At 62.0% G+C, this 15,526-nt stretch carries 12 protein-coding genes; 11 read left to right on the forward strand and 1 reads right to left on the reverse strand.

Going from position 1 to position 15,526, the window contains the following annotated elements:
• Positions 1-149: 149 nt before the first annotated feature.
• From urtA to ureC, 11 genes are all read left to right on the forward strand, one after another.
• Positions 150-1,415, forward strand: a complete 1,266-nt coding sequence (gene urtA, locus JFU58_RS29870; RefSeq protein WP_003217372.1) for an urea ABC transporter substrate-binding protein — start codon at positions 150-152, stop codon at positions 1,413-1,415.
• A gap of 134 nt (positions 1,416-1,549) precedes the next feature.
• Complete coding sequence (gene urtB, locus JFU58_RS29875; protein WP_063033352.1) at positions 1,550-3,052, forward strand: urea ABC transporter permease subunit UrtB; 1,503 nt, start codon at positions 1,550-1,552, stop codon at positions 3,050-3,052.
• Positions 3,052-4,131 carry an urea ABC transporter permease subunit UrtC gene (gene urtC / locus JFU58_RS29880; protein WP_201142992.1) on the forward strand — a complete coding sequence of 360 codons (1,080 nt, stop codon included), beginning with the start codon at positions 3,052-3,054 and terminating at the stop codon, positions 4,129-4,131. Before urtB ends, urtC begins: the two co-directional genes overlap by 1 nt.
• Positions 4,128-4,988 carry an urea ABC transporter ATP-binding protein UrtD gene (gene urtD, locus JFU58_RS29885; RefSeq protein WP_003217378.1) on the forward strand — a complete coding sequence of 287 codons (861 nt, stop codon included), beginning with the start codon at positions 4,128-4,130 and terminating at the stop codon, positions 4,986-4,988. Before urtC ends, urtD begins: the two co-directional genes overlap by 4 nt.
• A gap of 116 nt (positions 4,989-5,104) precedes the next feature.
• Positions 5,105-5,803, forward strand: coding sequence for an urea ABC transporter ATP-binding subunit UrtE (gene urtE / locus JFU58_RS29890; RefSeq protein WP_017478391.1), 699 nt, complete (start codon positions 5,105-5,107; stop codon positions 5,801-5,803).
• 30 nt (positions 5,804-5,833) lie between these two features.
• Positions 5,834-6,673 (forward strand): urease accessory protein UreD, encoded by an 840-nt coding sequence (locus JFU58_RS29895; RefSeq protein ID WP_063033354.1) that lies wholly within the window; start codon positions 5,834-5,836, stop codon positions 6,671-6,673.
• A 175-nt stretch (positions 6,674-6,848) separates the two neighbouring features.
• On the forward strand, positions 6,849-7,151 hold the full coding sequence (ureA, locus tag JFU58_RS29900; RefSeq protein ID WP_003217383.1) for an urease subunit gamma: 303 nt from the start codon (positions 6,849-6,851) through the stop codon (positions 7,149-7,151).
• 9 nt (positions 7,152-7,160) lie between these two features.
• On the forward strand, positions 7,161-7,682 hold the full coding sequence (locus tag JFU58_RS29905) for a GNAT family N-acetyltransferase (RefSeq protein ID WP_063033355.1): 522 nt from the start codon (positions 7,161-7,163) through the stop codon (positions 7,680-7,682).
• A gap of 5 nt (positions 7,683-7,687) precedes the next feature.
• Complete coding sequence (locus JFU58_RS29910) at positions 7,688-8,218, forward strand: GNAT family N-acetyltransferase (RefSeq protein ID WP_063033356.1); 531 nt, start codon at positions 7,688-7,690, stop codon at positions 8,216-8,218.
• Entirely contained in the window at positions 8,215-8,520 is a 306-nt protein-coding gene (locus JFU58_RS29915) for an urease subunit beta (RefSeq protein ID WP_063033357.1), read from the forward strand. Before JFU58_RS29910 ends, JFU58_RS29915 begins: the two co-directional genes overlap by 4 nt.
• 111 nt (positions 8,521-8,631) lie before the next feature.
• Positions 8,632-10,332: an urease subunit alpha gene (ureC, locus tag JFU58_RS29920; protein WP_063033358.1), complete on the forward strand. Its 1,701-nt coding sequence runs from the start codon at positions 8,632-8,634 to the stop codon at positions 10,330-10,332.
• Here ureC and JFU58_RS29925 read toward each other — a convergent pair.
• Positions 10,317-15,461: a dermonecrotic toxin domain-containing protein gene (locus JFU58_RS29925; protein WP_201142993.1), complete on the reverse strand. Its 5,145-nt coding sequence runs from the start codon at positions 15,459-15,461 to the stop codon at positions 10,317-10,319. The two genes, ureC and JFU58_RS29925, sit on opposite strands and share 16 nt — an antisense overlap.
• Positions 15,462-15,526 lie beyond the last annotated feature (65 nt).

The raw sequence follows: 15,526 nt of genomic DNA on the forward strand, positions 1-15,526 counted from the left end.
GCGCGCACACGCCACCGCGATTGGCGCCGCATTGGTGCACCGTCCAACCCCATAGCCCGATCACAGCGCCCGCGCACCACGATTGCGCACCCCGGCACAGCCTTTGCAATCACTCCCTCATCACATCATTGAGTCATGGAGATTGCACAATGAAGCGTCGCAGCTTGATCAAGGCTTTCACACTGTCGGCATCCATCGCCGCGATGGGCATGACCTGGACGGTACAGGCCGCCGAGACCATCAAGGTCGGCATTCTGCACTCGCTGTCCGGGACCATGGCGATCTCCGAGACCTCGCTGAAAGACATGGCGCTGATGACCATCGACGAGATCAACGCCAAGGGCGGCGTGAACGGCAAGATGCTCGAACCGGTAGTGGTTGACCCGGCTTCCAACTGGCCGCTGTTCGCTGAAAAGGGCCGCCAGTTGCTGACCCAGGACAAGGTCGCCGTGGTATTCGGTTGCTGGACCTCGGTGTCGCGCAAATCGGTATTGCCGGTGTTCGAAGAACTCAACGGCCTGCTGTTCTACCCGGTGCAATACGAAGGCGAAGAGATGTCGCCGAACGTGTTCTATACCGGTGCGGCGCCGAACCAGCAGGCGATCCCGGCGGTTGAATACCTGATGAGCGAAGAAGGCGGCGGCGCCAAGCGCTTCTTCCTGCTGGGTACCGATTATGTGTACCCGCGCACCACCAACAAGATTTTGCGTTCGTTCCTGCACTCCAAGGGCGTAGCCGATAAAGACATCGAAGAGGTCTACACCCCGTTCGGCCACAGCGATTACCAGACCATCGTGGCCAACATCAAAAAGTTCTCGGCCGGTGGCAAGACCGCCGTGATCTCCACCGTGAATGGCGACTCCAACGTGCCGTTCTACAAAGAACTGGCGAACCAGGGCCTGAAGGCCACCGACGTTCCTGTCGTCGCCTTCTCCGTGGGTGAAGAAGAACTGCGCGGCATCGACACCAAGCCGCTGGTAGGCAACCTCGCCGCCTGGAACTACTTCCAGTCGGTGGAGAACCCGGTGAACAAGAAATTCGTCGCCGACTGGAAAGCCTACGCCAAGGCCCACAACCTGCCGGGCGCGGATAAGGCCGTGACCAACGACCCGATGGAAGCCACCTACGTGGGTATCCATATGTGGGCGCAGGCGGTGGAGAAAGCCAAGTCCACCGACGTCGACAAAGTGCGTGAAGCCATGGCCGGGCAGACCTTTGCCGCGCCGTCCGGCTTCACCCTGACCATGGACAAGACCAACCACCACCTGCACAAGCCGGTGATGATCGGTGAGATCCAGTCTGACGGGCAGTTCTCGGTGGTGTGGCAGACCCAGGAGCCAATTCGGGCGCAGCCGTGGAGCCCGTACATTCCGGGGAATGACAAGAAGCCGGATTACGCCGTCAAGAGCAACTAAGACCGACTCGGTCTAAATGTGGGAGCGGGCTTGCTCGCGAAAGCGGTGTGTCAGTCGACGCATCCGAAACTGAGCCAGCGCTTTCGCGAGCAAGCCCGCTCCCACATTGTCCGTGCATGATCAGGACATTTTGTATGCCCACTGCCCTATACCGCTTCATCCTCGCCGCCCTGCTGTTGCTGCCCTTCGCCGCACACGCCAGCGACGCCGAAGACTTCATCAACGCCAACCCGATGCAACAAGCCAAGCTGCTCCAGGACTGGGCCGCCCAGCCCGACCCGGCGCGCATTGAGCTGGTGGACGCCCTGCAACAAGGCCAGATCACGGTCAACGGTGAGACCAAAACCGTACGCCTGAACAACCGCCTGCGCGGCCTGATCGACAACGTGCAAGCCAGCCAGGAATTGCTCGCCGCCGACCCCAAGGTGCGCCTTGCCGCCGCCCAGACTCTGCAAAAAAGCGCACAACCTGCGCAGCTGAAATTCCTCGACCAGCAACTCGCCGGCGAAACCAATGACGACGTACACGTTGCCCTCAGCCTCGCCCTGGCCAACCTGCAACTGGTAGACCCCGACCCAGCCGTGCGCCTGGCCGCCGTGCGCTTGCTCGGCGGCACCGGCGACCCGCTGGCCCGCACTCGCCTGGAAGCCCTGCTCGCCCCCGGCGTCGAAGCCGACGCCACGGTACACACCGCCGCCGAAACCAGCCTCGCTCAGGTCAAACGCAAACTGATGGTGGGCGAGATTCTCGGCCAGGCCTTCAGCGGCATGTCCCTGGGTTCGATCCTGCTGCTGGCAGCGCTCGGCCTGGCGATCACCTTCGGCTTGCTCGGGGTGATCAACATGGCCCACGGCGAGATGCTGATGCTCGGCGCCTACTCCACCTATGTGGTGCAGTTACTGATGCAGCGCTACGTGCCCCAGGCCATCGAGTTCTACCCGCTGATCGCGCTGCCGGTGGCGTTTTTTGTCACCGCCGCCATCGGCATGGCCCTGGAACGTACGGTGATTCGTCACCTCTACGGCCGCCCACTGGAAACCCTGCTCGCCACCTGGGGCATCAGCCTGATGCTGATCCAACTGGTGCGCCTGGTATTCGGTGCGCAGAACGTAGAAGTGGCCAACCCGGAGTGGCTGTCCGGCGGGATCCAGGTGCTGCCCAACCTGGTGCTGCCGTACAACCGCATCGTGATCATCGCCTTCGCGCTGTTTGTGGTGGTGCTGACCTGGCTGCTGCTGAACAAGACGCGCCTGGGCCTCAACGTGCGGGCCGTGACCCAGAACCGCAACATGGCCGCCTGCTGCGGCGTGCCCACCGGGCGCGTGGACATGCTCGCCTTTGGCCTCGGTTCCGGCATCGCCGGCCTCGGCGGTGTTGCCTTGAGCCAGATCGGCAACGTCGGCCCGGACCTCGGCCAGAGCTACATCATCGACTCGTTCCTGGTGGTGGTGCTCGGCGGCGTCGGTCAATTGGCCGGTAGCGTCATGGCCGCCTTCGGCCTGGGGATCGCCAACAAGATCCTCGAACCGCAGATCGGTGCCGTGCTCGGCAAGATCCTGATCCTCGCGCTGATCATTCTGTTCATCCAGAAACGCCCGCAGGGACTCTTCGCACTGAAAGGACGGGTGATCGACTGATGAACCAGCCATTGATGCTCACGGCCGCGCAAAAGGCCGGCCCCAAGGTGACCGTTGCGGTCGGTGCAGTGATCCTGATCCTGCTGCTGGCGCTGCCGTTGTTCTCGCTGTTGTCATCGGAAAACCCGTTGCACGTTTCCGCCTACACGCTGACGTTGGTGGGCAAGATTCTGTGCTACGCCATCGTCGCTCTCGCGCTGGATCTGGTGTGGGGTTATGCCGGGATGTTGTCCCTCGGCCACGGCCTGTTCTTTGCGCTGGGCGGTTATGCCATGGGCATGTACCTGATGCGCCAGGCGTCCGGCGATGAGCTGCCGGCGTTCATGACCTTTTTGTCGTGGACCGAATTGCCGTGGTACTGGACCGGCACCAGCCACTTCCTCTGGGCGATGTGCCTGGTGGTGTTGGCACCGGGCTTGCTGGCGCTGGTGTTCGGGTTCTTCGCCTTCCGCTCGCGGATCAAGGGCGTGTATTTCTCGATCATGACCCAGGCGCTGACCTTTGCCGGGATGCTGCTGTTCTTCCGCAACGAGACCGGGTTTGGCGGCAATAACGGCTTTACCAATTTCCGCAGCATCCTCGGGTTTGGCATCACCGAGCCGGGCACGCGGGCAGTGCTGTTTGTAGCCACCGTGGCGTTGTTGGTAGCCAGCCTGTACATCGGCTGGCGCCTCGCCCAGAGCAAGTTCGGCCGGGTGCTGACGGCACTGCGGGATGCGGAAAATCGCCTGATGTTCTGCGGCTACGACCCGCGTGGCTTCAAGCTGTTTGTCTGGGTGTTGAGCGCGGTGCTGTGTGGTTTGGCGGGCGCGTTGTATGTGCCGCAAGTGGGCATCATCAACCCCAGCGAAATGTCGCCGACCAACTCCATCGAGGCCGCTGTGTGGGTGGCCCTCGGCGGGCGTGGAACCTTGATCGGCCCGCTGCTGGGCGCCGGTGTGGTCAACGGCATGAAGAGCTGGTTCACCGTGGCGTTTCCTGAGTATTGGCTGTTCTTCCTCGGTGCGCTGTTCATTATCGTCACCCTGTATTTGCCCAAGGGTGTGATTGGCCTGCTGAAGAAAAGGGGCGACCAATGAGGATCACAGCGACGGCCGAATTTATGCTCGAACCTATCCTTGAACCCAACAAAGACCAGGGCAGCGCCCGCGATGCCATCGGCCTCGGCCAGGCTGCCGGCAAAGGCCTGAACACCCGCCACGGCACCATCCTGACCCTGGAAGACATCAGCGTCAGCTTCGACGGCTTCAAGGCGTTGAACGACTTGAACCTGTACATCGGCGTCGGCGAATTGCGCTGCATCATCGGCCCCAACGGCGCGGGCAAGACCACGCTGATGGACGTGATCACCGGCAAGACCCGGCCCAGCCACGGCAAGGCCTGGTTCGGCGAAACCCTGGACCTGACGAGCATGAGCGAAGTGCAGATCGCCCAGGCCGGCATCGGTCGCAAGTTCCAGAAGCCCACGGTATTCGAAGCCCTCAGCGTGTTCGAAAACCTCGAGCTGGCGCAGAAGACCGACAAGTCGGTGTGGGCCAGCCTGCGGGCGCGTTTGAGCGGCGAGCAGAAAGACCGCATCAGCGAAGTCCTCGACACCATCCGCCTGACCGCCTCGGTCAACCGCCCCGCCGGTTTGCTGTCCCACGGCCAGAAGCAGTTCCTGGAAATCGGCATGCTGCTGATGCAGGACCCGCAACTGTTGCTGCTGGACGAACCGGTGGCGGGCATGACCGACGCCGAAACCGAGTTCACCGCCGAGCTGTTCAAGCGCCTGGCGGGCAAGCACTCGCTGATGGTGGTGGAGCACGACATGGGCTTTGTCGGCTCGATTGCCGACCACGTGACAGTGTTGCACCAGGGCAGCGTGCTGGCCGAAGGGTCGCTGGAACAGGTGCAGGAAAATGAGCGGGTGATCGAGGTTTACCTCGGCCGCTGATGCTTTATGTGGGAGCTGGCTTGCCTGCGATGGCATCGACACGGTGCAGCTGATACACCGAGTCGCCTGTATCGCAGGCAAGCCAGCTCCCACAAGGAATTGAGGAGATTTTGAACATGCTGCAAGTCGACAAGCTGCACCAGTACTACGGCGGTAGCCACATCCTGCGCGGGCTTTCCTTTGAGGTAAAAGTCGGCGAAGTCACCTGCCTGCTGGGCCGCAATGGCGTGGGCAAGACCACCTTGCTCAAGTGCCTGATGGGCTTGCTGCCGGCCAAGGAAGGTGCGGTGAACTGGGAAGGTAAGGCCATTACCGGCTTCAAGCCGCACCAGCGGGTGCACGCCGGTATCGCTTACGTGCCCCAGGGCCGGGAGATTTTTGGCCGCCTGACAGTGGAAGAAAACCTGCTGATGGGCCTGTCACGCTTCCCCGGCTCCGAAGCCAAGGAAGTGCCCGCCTTCATCTACGAGCTGTTCCCGGTGCTGCTGCAAATGAAGCAACGCCGGGGCGGCGACTTGTCCGGCGGCCAGCAACAGCAGCTGGCAATCGGCCGTGCCCTGGCCAGCCGCCCGCGCCTGTTGATCCTCGACGAACCCACCGAAGGCATCCAGCCGTCGGTGATCAAGGAGATCGGCGCGGTGATCAAGAAGCTCGCGGCACGCGGTGACATGGCGATTCTGCTGGTGGAGCAGTTCTATGATTTTGCCGCGGAACTGGCCGACCAGTACTTGGTGATGTCCCGGGGCGAAATCGTCCAGCAGGGGCGCGGAGAAAATATGGAAAGCGAGGGTGTGCGCGGGCTCGTTACGATCTAATCTGTAGCGTCCTAACGATAAGCACTGACCATGACCCTACCTGCCCCCACCGCGCTGTTCACCCCCAGCTGGCACGCCGAGCTGGAACTCGGCTACGCGCGCTTCGGCGACACCACGCGCCCGGTGATGCGCCGTCACCTCGGCCCGCTGCGGGTGCAAAAGCACCTGTACGCCGAAGGCCCCGAGGTGTGCCAGCACATCATCGTGCACCCGCCGGGCGGGATTGCCGGCGGTGATCGCCTCGACATCACGGCCCATGTCGCCGAAGGCGCCTGGGCGCAACTGACCAGCCCCGGCGCGGCCAAGTGGTACCGCGCCGGCGGGCCGGCCTATCAGAAACTGGAGCTGACGGTTGAGGCTGGTGCGACGCTGGAATGGCTGCCGCAGGAGACCATCGTGTTCAGCGCCGCCCAGGCCGAACTCACCACTCGCATCGACCTGCAAGGCGATGCCCGGCTGTTTTACTGGGACGTAGTCGCCCTGGGGCGCCCCGCCAGCGGCGAGCGTTTCGACCTCGGGCACTTCCAGTCGCACCTGGATATCCGCCGCGACGGCCAGTTGATTTGGCATGAACGCCAGCGCATTGTGGGCGCCGACGGTTTGCTCGACTCGCCCATCGGGCTGGATGGGCAACCGGTGTTTGCGACCTTGCTGGTGACCGGCGAAATCGACCCTGAACTGCTCGAACAATGCCGCTCCCTGCCCCACGCGGTACGCGGCGACCTGACCCAATTGCCCGGCCTGCTGGTGGCCCGCTGCCTGGCCAGTGAAGCGCTGCTGGCGCGAGCTTGGCTGATCGCGCTGTGGCGCCTGCTGCGCCCGGCCGTACTGGGCCGCGAGGCGGTATCACCGAGAATCTGGAGCACATGAAGATCAAAAGTCGACCCTGCTCCCCGTGGGAGACGGGCTTGCCCGCGATGGCATCACCTCGGTACATCAGACATACCGAGTCGCCCGCATCGCAGGCAAGCCAGCTCCCACATAAAGCAGCTTTCACATCGGATCTTCAGTGTTTTTATGAATGTTGTTTGAAGGACTTTGAACGATGGACCTGACCCCACGGGAAAAAGACAAACTGCTGATCTTCACCGCCGGCCTGGTGGCCGAGCGGCGGTTGGCGCGCGGTGTGAAGCTCAACTACCCGGAAACCATCGCCTACATCTCCGCCGCGCTGATGGAAGGCGCCCGCGATGGCCGCACCGTCGCCGAGCTGATGCACTTCGGCACCACCCTGCTCACCCGTGAACAGGTGATGGAAGGCATTCCGGAAATGATCCCGGACATCCAGGTGGAAGCCACCTTCCCCGACGGCACCAAGCTGGTCACCGTCCACCAACCCATCGCCTGAGGTCCGGCCATGTCCTTTTTGATTCGTGATGCGGTGCACGCCGATTTGCCAGGGATTCGCGATATCTACAACGACGCGGTGCTGAACACCACGGCGATCTGGAACGAACAACCGGTAGACCTGGGCAACCGCCAGGCCTGGTTCAGTGCCCGCCAATCGCAGTTTTACCCGATCCTGGTGGCCATCGAAGACGAGCAGGTCATCGGCTATGCCTCGTTCGGTGACTGGCGGCCCTTCGAAGGCTTTCGCCACACGGTCGAACACTCGGTGTACGTGCGCAACGACCAGCGCGGCAAAGGCCTCGGCCCACAGCTGATGCAGGTGCTGATCGAGCGGGCGAAAACCTGCGACAAACACGTGATGGTCGCCGCCATCGAAAGCGGCAACCAGGCCTCGATCCGCCTGCATGAGCGCTTGGGTTTCATCACCACCGGGCAGATGCCCCAGGTCGGCACCAAGTTCGGACGCTGGCTGGACCTGACCTTCATGCAACTGACGCTCAACCCAGGCGCTACGCCGCCCAAGGAGTGACACCGATGAACGCCCAACTGCGTCGAGTCAATGCCGAGAGTTTTGCCCATTACCGCCCGGGTTTGATTGAGCTGTTGCTGGACGCCGTGAAGCACGGCGCATCGGTGGGCTTCATGGCCGACTTCGATGAAGCCCAGGCCGGCACTTATCTCAACGGCGTGCAGGCCAGCCTTAACGATGGCAGCCTGCTGCTGTGGGTGGTGGTGCGTGATGAGCACGTCATCGCCAGCGTGCAATTGGCGCTGTGCATGAAAGCCAACGGCCTGAACCGTGCAGAAGTGCAAAAGCTGCTGGTGCACAGCGAGGCCCGGCGCCGCGGCCTCGGCCAGCAACTGATGAGCGCCCTGGAACTGAGTGCCCGCCAGTACAAACGCGGGTTGCTGTACCTGGACACCGAAGCCGGCTCCGGTGCCGAAGCGTTCTACCAGTCGCTGCGCTACACCAAGATCGGTGAATTGCCCGACTACTGCCAAAGCCCGGACGGGCGCTACACCCCGACCGCCATCTACTTCAAGACCCTGGGGCAACCTGCATGATTCCTGGCGAATTTCAGATCCAGCCTGGCGACATCGAACTCAACGTGGGTCGGCGCACCGCCACCTTGAGCGTGGCCAACAGCGGCGACCGGCCGATCCAGGTCGGTTCCCACTATCACTTTTTCGAGACCAACGACGCACTGACGTTCGACCGTGCCGCCAGCCGTGGCATGCGCCTGAACATCCCGGCCGGCACCGCCGTGCGCTTTGAGCCAGGGCAGAGTCGTGAAGTGGAACTGGTGGAATTGAGCGGCAAGCGCCGGGTATTCGGGTTTGCCGGGAAAATCATGGGTGACCTTTAGGGCCTCATCGCAGGCAAGCCAGCTCCCACCTTTGGAATGCATTCCCCTGTGGGAGCTGGCTTGCCTGCGAAAGCGACTTCACATTCAACACAAATTTCTCAGGGCAAACACATGAAAATCAGTCGCCAAGCCTACGCCGACATGTACGGCCCCACCGTGGGTGACAAGGTCCGCCTGGCCGACACCGAGCTGTTCGTCGAAGTCGAACAGGATTTCACCGTCTACGGCGAAGAAGTGAAATTCGGCGGCGGCAAGGTGATCCGTGACGGCCAGGGCCAGAGCCAACTGCTCGCCCATGAGGTGGTCGACACCCTGATCACCAACGCGCTGATCATCGACCACTGGGGCATCGTCAAGGCCGACGTCGGCCTGAAGAACGGCCGCATCTTCGCCATCGGCAAAGCCGGCAACCCGGACATCCAGCCCGGCGTGACCATCTGCGTCGGCGCCAGCACCGAAGTGATCGCCGGTGAAGGCATGATCCTCACCGCCGGCGGCATCGACACCCACATCCACTTCATCTGCCCACAGCAAATCGAAGAGGCGCTGACCAGCGGCGTCACCACCATGATCGGCGGCGGCACCGGGCCGGCCACCGGCACCAACGCCACCACCTGTACCTCTGGCCCGTGGCACCTGGCGCGCATGCTCCAGGCTTCCGATTCGTTTCCGATGAACATCGGCTTCACCGGCAAGGGCAACGCCAGTCTGCCGGAGCCGTTGATCGAACAAGTGAAGGCCGGCGCCATTGGCTTGAAGCTGCACGAGGACTGGGGCACCACGCCCGCGAGCATCGACAACTGCCTGAGCGTCGCCGACGAGTACGACGTGCAGGTGGCGATCCACAGCGACACCCTCAACGAATCCGGCTTTGTCGAAACCACCCTCGCCGCCTTCAAGGGCCGCACCATCCACACCTACCACACCGAAGGCGCCGGTGGCGGTCACGCGCCCGACATCATCAAGGCCTGCGGTTTCCCCAACGTGCTGCCCAGTTCCACCAACCCCACCCGGCCGTTCACCCGCAACACCATTGACGAACACTTGGACATGTTGATGGTCTGCCATCACCTGGACCCGAGCATTGCCGAAGACGTGGCCTTCGCCGAAAGCCGCATCCGCCGCGAGACGATTGCCGCCGAAGACATCCTCCACGACCTCGGCGCGTTCTCGATGATCAGCTCCGACAGCCAGGCCATGGGCCGTGTCGGCGAAGTGATCACGCGCACCTGGCAGACCGCCGACAAGATGAAGAAACAGCGCGGGCCATTGCCGGGCGACGGCGAAGGCAACGACAACTTCCGCGCCAAACGCTACATCGCCAAGTACACCATCAACCCGGCGATCACCCATGGCATCAGCCACGAAGTGGGCTCGATTGAAGTGGGCAAGTGGGCCGACCTGGTGCTGTGGCGCCCGGCGTTTTTCGGGATCAAGCCGACGCTGATCCTCAAGGGCGGCGCGATTGCCTCAAGCCTGATGGGCGACGCCAACGCCTCGATCCCGACGCCGCAACCGGTGCACTACCGCCCGATGTTTGCCAGCTTCGGCAGCTCGCTGCACGCCACCAGCCTGACCTTTATCAGCCAGGCGGCATTGGCGGCAGGCTTGCCCGAGCAGTTGGGCTTGAAGAAGCAGATCGCCGTGGTCAAGGGTTGCCGCGAGGTGCAGAAAACCGACTTGATCCACAACGATTACCTGCCGGATATCGAGGTCGACCCGCAGACGTATCAGGTCAAGGCCGACGGCGTGTTGCTGTGGTGTGAACCGGCGGATGTGCTGCCGATGGCGCAGCGTTATTTTCTATTTTGAAGCGCGATCTCCAGAGCCTCGTCAGTGAGCCTCTGGAGAATCGCCTTGCGCTCCTCGTGCAGTTTCACCGCAAGCGCATCATAGACGTCCTGGTGCATGGGCGTGCCGGGAGGGAAGTCCTCAACCGACTTGTCCAGCATCAGGGCCGAATTGCGCAGGGTATTGCGCAGGGCCATCTTCTGCGACTCAGGCAGTCGACCATTGGCCGCCAGATCATTCATGGCACTCGTCAAGTCTTCCAGCGCCGCCCTTTTGCGCGTCAGCCAGACAAAGGCCGCGGGCGTCGAGCGCTCAAGGTACTCATCCCAGAAGTCCAACTCGACGAGGGCATCCCTGAGCAGGTCGCCCTCCTCCAATGCCATGACCCGATCAAAAGCATCGTCCAGCATCTGCGAGGTGACGTCAGACTCAGGGTACATTACATCCCCTGATTGCCAGGGCAGCTCAAGCCGCTCGGCCAACCCGGTCGAAAACGCCAGATAGATCCCTACTTCATCGATAGCCCGCTCGGGGTTTCCAGCGGCATCGATTCGCCGAATCGGATCATTGGGGAACTTGCGGCCTTGCTCACTCAATGCCACTACCCGGGCGCGAGCAATTTCTCCCAGCTTGTTGAGCCGAGTCCTGCCTTTGGCCACCGTCAGCATCAGTTGCGCGACCACCTCGGGGTCAGGGTGGATCGAAGCCTCATACACCATCACTTCGATCCCCATGGCATTGAACAACTGGGTGCCCGCATCAACGCAACTGGTAGGCGCCATCGCCATGTCGAAAAGCTTCTCACGCAGCCGGGTGTTATCGGCCATGGCGCGCAACATTCGCCAGACCTTGGCCGTAAGGTCTTCCTCGAAGCCTTCCAATACGACATCGGCAGACTCCCTCAACTTGCGGATTTCGTTAAAGAACGGTTCGGCGCCCTTGGCCTCCTCCACGGCATTCCATATGGGCTGCAAGGCGCCCCACTCCCGGTGGGTGAGGCCGGCTTTCCATCGGGCGCTGTCCTCCATCCCTCCGGGTGGAAATTGCCGCTCCGGGTCCATGCCAACAGATTCGATATACCGCTTGAGCTGGTGCAGGCCCTCGGACGTCAGCAAGGTCCGGCTGACATGGGTGCGCGCAAGAATCGCAGCCTTCACTGAACCTGGCTCGACCGTCGGCACTTCAAGCGCGTTACCTTCCAGGATCAGGGTAAACCAGCGTGGCCGGGGCATGTCGAAGATGCCAGTCGGCCAAACACTTTGCCCGCTATTGCCCAGAAGAACCCGAAACAGCCGGCCCATCCGGCTGATATCCGGTGCCATGCCCAGCGGGTTGGACTCCAAATTGAGTGTGTGGAGTCGGGTGAGATTCTTCAATCGGTTGACGGCCGCGACGTCCAGCACAATCGCGTTTTCCGCCAGGCTCAACACCTCAAGCCTGGGCAGATGCTCAAGCAACAGGGGCAGGCGAGTGAGCAGGTTGTGGTTCAGGTTGAGGGTGCGCAAGCCGCGAAAGGGAGCCAGGTAAGGCTCGACAGCATCGGTCAGTTCCGCGTCGGAGATTTCCAGGTAAGTGACGTGATCAAAGTTGGCGCTCAGCGCCGGAAGCGACCCCAGCTGAGGTTGTATCTCAACTCCCTCCAGTTCGATCTTCTGGCCCAGCGTATTCCCGAAAACATCCACATCAACCTTACCCACACGCCGCCAGGCTTTAATCAACAACCTTCCCAGTTTTTTACGAATGGCACGCTGCTCTCGGTATTCAGCGCTATTGGCGTCACCATAACCCTGGATCGGTGATGCTTCCCAGGCCTCCAGCGTGGAGCAGAGCGTTTCGTACTCCTGCTCCAGGGAGATGAGCCAGGTATCGTCGGCCGGCGCGTGAGGTGCACGCAGTCGAGCAATCTGCGCTTCGTCATAAGCGGGGTAGAGGGCTTTGATACGCTGCTGAACTTTGTGCTCCCAGGACTCCCCTCCACGGCCACTCCAGGAATAACCGACCCGCCCGAGAGAAGAGCGCTGCGGCGGCACGAAAAAGCGTGTGTCCAACGGTTGCATGCCCAGTACCTTGCGCAGGCCGGCACGGGACAGGGCGTGCTGTTGAATCAGCTTTCCAAGTTGCGGCCCCTGCCCCACATCGGCCAACCCCAGGGACTGGCGATGCGCATCCGGCAGCGCGTGCTGCAAGGAAGCGTACAAGCTATCGACCCCGTGTAACTCGTTGCCTTGAGTGTCAAACGCCTGATACCGACCATCGCCCACTCGCACCAACAGCTTGAGGTTGCTGGACCCAGGCTGGCCATAGCTGGCACGCAAGCGCCCGCTCACCGAGCCTTCGTGCATTTCAATGCGCAGGTTGTTTCGCCAGCCGGGAAGGTGCTCCAGGGTATTAAGCACCAGAGCCTCAGTGTCAGCATTGGCCAACGCGTCCAGGTACAGCCCTTCATACGCTCGAGCCAGGCGTAATTCCCCAAGCTTCTGGCGCGCTTGCTGCGCCAGCTCCAGGGGAATCTTGCCCTTGGCAATCAAGGCCTCCCGCTGCTCGGCGGTGGCACCGTCCAACAGCTCCTGAGCCATCGCCTTGGGCAGGCTTTTGAAGTCCCGCGCAAACAGTTGCAGTTCAGCACTGTCAGGCGATGACCGCCCGAGGTAGAGGCTGTCGAACACCCGCCGCAGGGACTGTTTTGCATGGATCCCCAGCCGCGCCTGCAACGCCTGGCTACGCGGCGCGGCCCCGTAAGGCAGGTTCTGGCCGAGCAGGTTTTTAAGCTGCTCCTCGGGCAAACTCTCGACGATCAGCGCGGGCAGCTTGCCGCCGAACAGGTCTATGCGACTGATGCTGATAAGACTGGTCCCGGGTGTATGAGGTTGGCCGTAAAGCGAAGCCGTCCTGCTTGCGCCATGACCGTCAAATACTTCGATGGTCCTGCCGGAGGGCCAGCCGGGCATTTCCACCATCAACGACGCAGCGTAGCTGCCCAGGTCCATCGACATCGACCCCGCAAGGATCTGCCCACTCAAGCTTTCGGCACGCCCGTAAGCCCGCATGCGCACCGCCGTATCGAGTGTGATTGCCGGAGTGGGCTCGCTTTCCACATACAACCGGCGCAGCACGCTTTCGTCGGTGTCACTGATCTTGCGGACCTGCTCCAACTGCGTATCGCTCAGGCTTTCCATCACATGGCCCAATCGCCGCATCAGCGGAGCGCCTTGCCACGTCAGGGGCTCATCGGCTTCATGGGTCCAGGCGCCTGAACCGTTGTTGACGATCTGTGGCTCATACGCCCCAGGCCTGCTGGGGTGCTGGACCCGGTACACGTCCGGTTCGTCTTGCGCGGTCACCGCGTAGTGAGTGCCGTCCACTGACACCACCTGACGCCCGTTGACGGTATGCACCCCCCCCGGGTCGGGAATCGAGCCCGCAGGCAGTTGGATGTCCTGCGCATAGGGCGCGAGGTCGGGCTTCCACAAGCGGGCCTTTCCCGACGGCAGCCTGACCGCCTTGAGCCCCTCGATAAACGGCGACACGCTGAAATGCAATGCAGCGCCGCCCACCGCCAATTGCGCGAGGTTGTCCAGCACATCACCGATATGCGCCCAGCCGGCCTCGCGGTCACCCTGGCCGAGTTCAACCACGCCCTCCAACACTTCGTACAGCAGTTGCCCGGCCGTGACCACTGCCATCACTGCCCCCAAGGGAGGAATGATCATCGACACCAGGTTCACGGCGAACAGGCCAATGTTCATCAAATGCGCCAGCCGCCGGTCACGCCCGGCAGCGTCGGTTTGAGCGGTGGGCACCGCCATGCTCAAGGCATCGTCGAGTGCGCGTTTGCGCATGTCGGCGTACAGCTCGTCCCAAGGATCGACGTCGATCCACAGCCCCTTGATCGGGTGGGCGTTGAGGTTCAGGTTTGGCTGGTCCTGCGGCGTGCGGCTGATATGTCGCGGGGACTTTAAGAGGGCGTTGATCGCCTGGAGTTCGATGAGCGATTTTCTTGCGTAGTACTGTCGCCACGCTGGATCAGGGCCAAGGGCCACGCGCCTGAGGGGTTCATCGACGCGTTTTTCGGTGAACCGCCCGTAGTAGTAAGCCAGGTATTTTTTTCCGATGAACCGTGAGAAAAACTGTTGATGTGCCGTGACCTGAACCCCTCTGCTATCCCAGTAGTCCTCGGGTTTATAAGCGGTCAGCTCGCGGGTGGTTTCTTCTACGTACGCGGCATGGGTTTCGTAGCGCTTGATGGGATGGTCGGGGTGGTCGGGGATATAGACGATAAACCAGCTCCCATAGCGATGCTCCACGCTCGGGTCGATCATGAGGCAGCCGTGCATTTGCAGGTCCATGATAGTGGGCCAGCGATGCCAGACCTGCTTGTTACCGAGCTTGATGCGTCGCTCGCCATTGGCAATGCGCAGCAGCAGCGCATAGTCGTCACTGCCAATATCCCCCTTGAGCAACGCCACGTAGGCGGCAGCCCTGAAGGCATCCTTTTGCCGGTTGATAAAACGCTCGCGCAGCAAGCCCCTGGACACGGTTTGCACGGGCAACAGGTAGGTAGTGAGGTGCTCCTGGTACCGCTTACCCAAGTCCAGGTCGCGACATAACCGGGCGAAGGTCTCGATTGTCAGGGGCGTGGTATAGCGCTCGAAATGCCCATCCGCGCCGGGCGCAGTGATAAAACCTGAAGCGCTGTCAGAGAACCCGGCGTGGGTCTCACGCTCCTCAAAATTGTTCAAGGCCGCTTGCAACAGGGACAAGGTCTTGGTCCGGTAGCCTGTCGCTAGTCCTTCGACCGGTACATAGAGGCGCAGATGCACCTGGTTGACGTCCAGCTCAAACCCCGCGGCCTTCAACGCCGCCTCCAGCAATGGCTGGGCGAACGCGTTGACCTCTTGCACCCTGGCCGTTAGTTGCTCCAGCGCTTTGTTGGACTTGAAGCTTGCCTCTGACAGGTTTTTGAGTAACGCCCTCTGCTCCGCAGTGGCGGCCGCGTACCAGACGGGGATCTCTGGCCTGGCCTGCCTGATGGCTGCGCGCAGTGCGGGGGATGCGTTGATCAGACTCTCGGGGATGGCGGCCTTGATCTGTGCATAGTGACGCCCTTCACTGCCCGGCAAAAGAGGGGCAGAGGCTTGAGGTGCTGACATATACGAGTACCGTTGAGGAAATAAAGGCGATGACCTTAATCAGTCGCCCCTGGCACTCGGCGGTA

It is taken from the genome of Pseudomonas sp. TH34 (genome assembly GCF_016650865.1).
In the GTDB taxonomy this organism is placed as follows: domain Bacteria; phylum Pseudomonadota; class Gammaproteobacteria; order Pseudomonadales; family Pseudomonadaceae; genus Aquipseudomonas; species Aquipseudomonas yamanorum.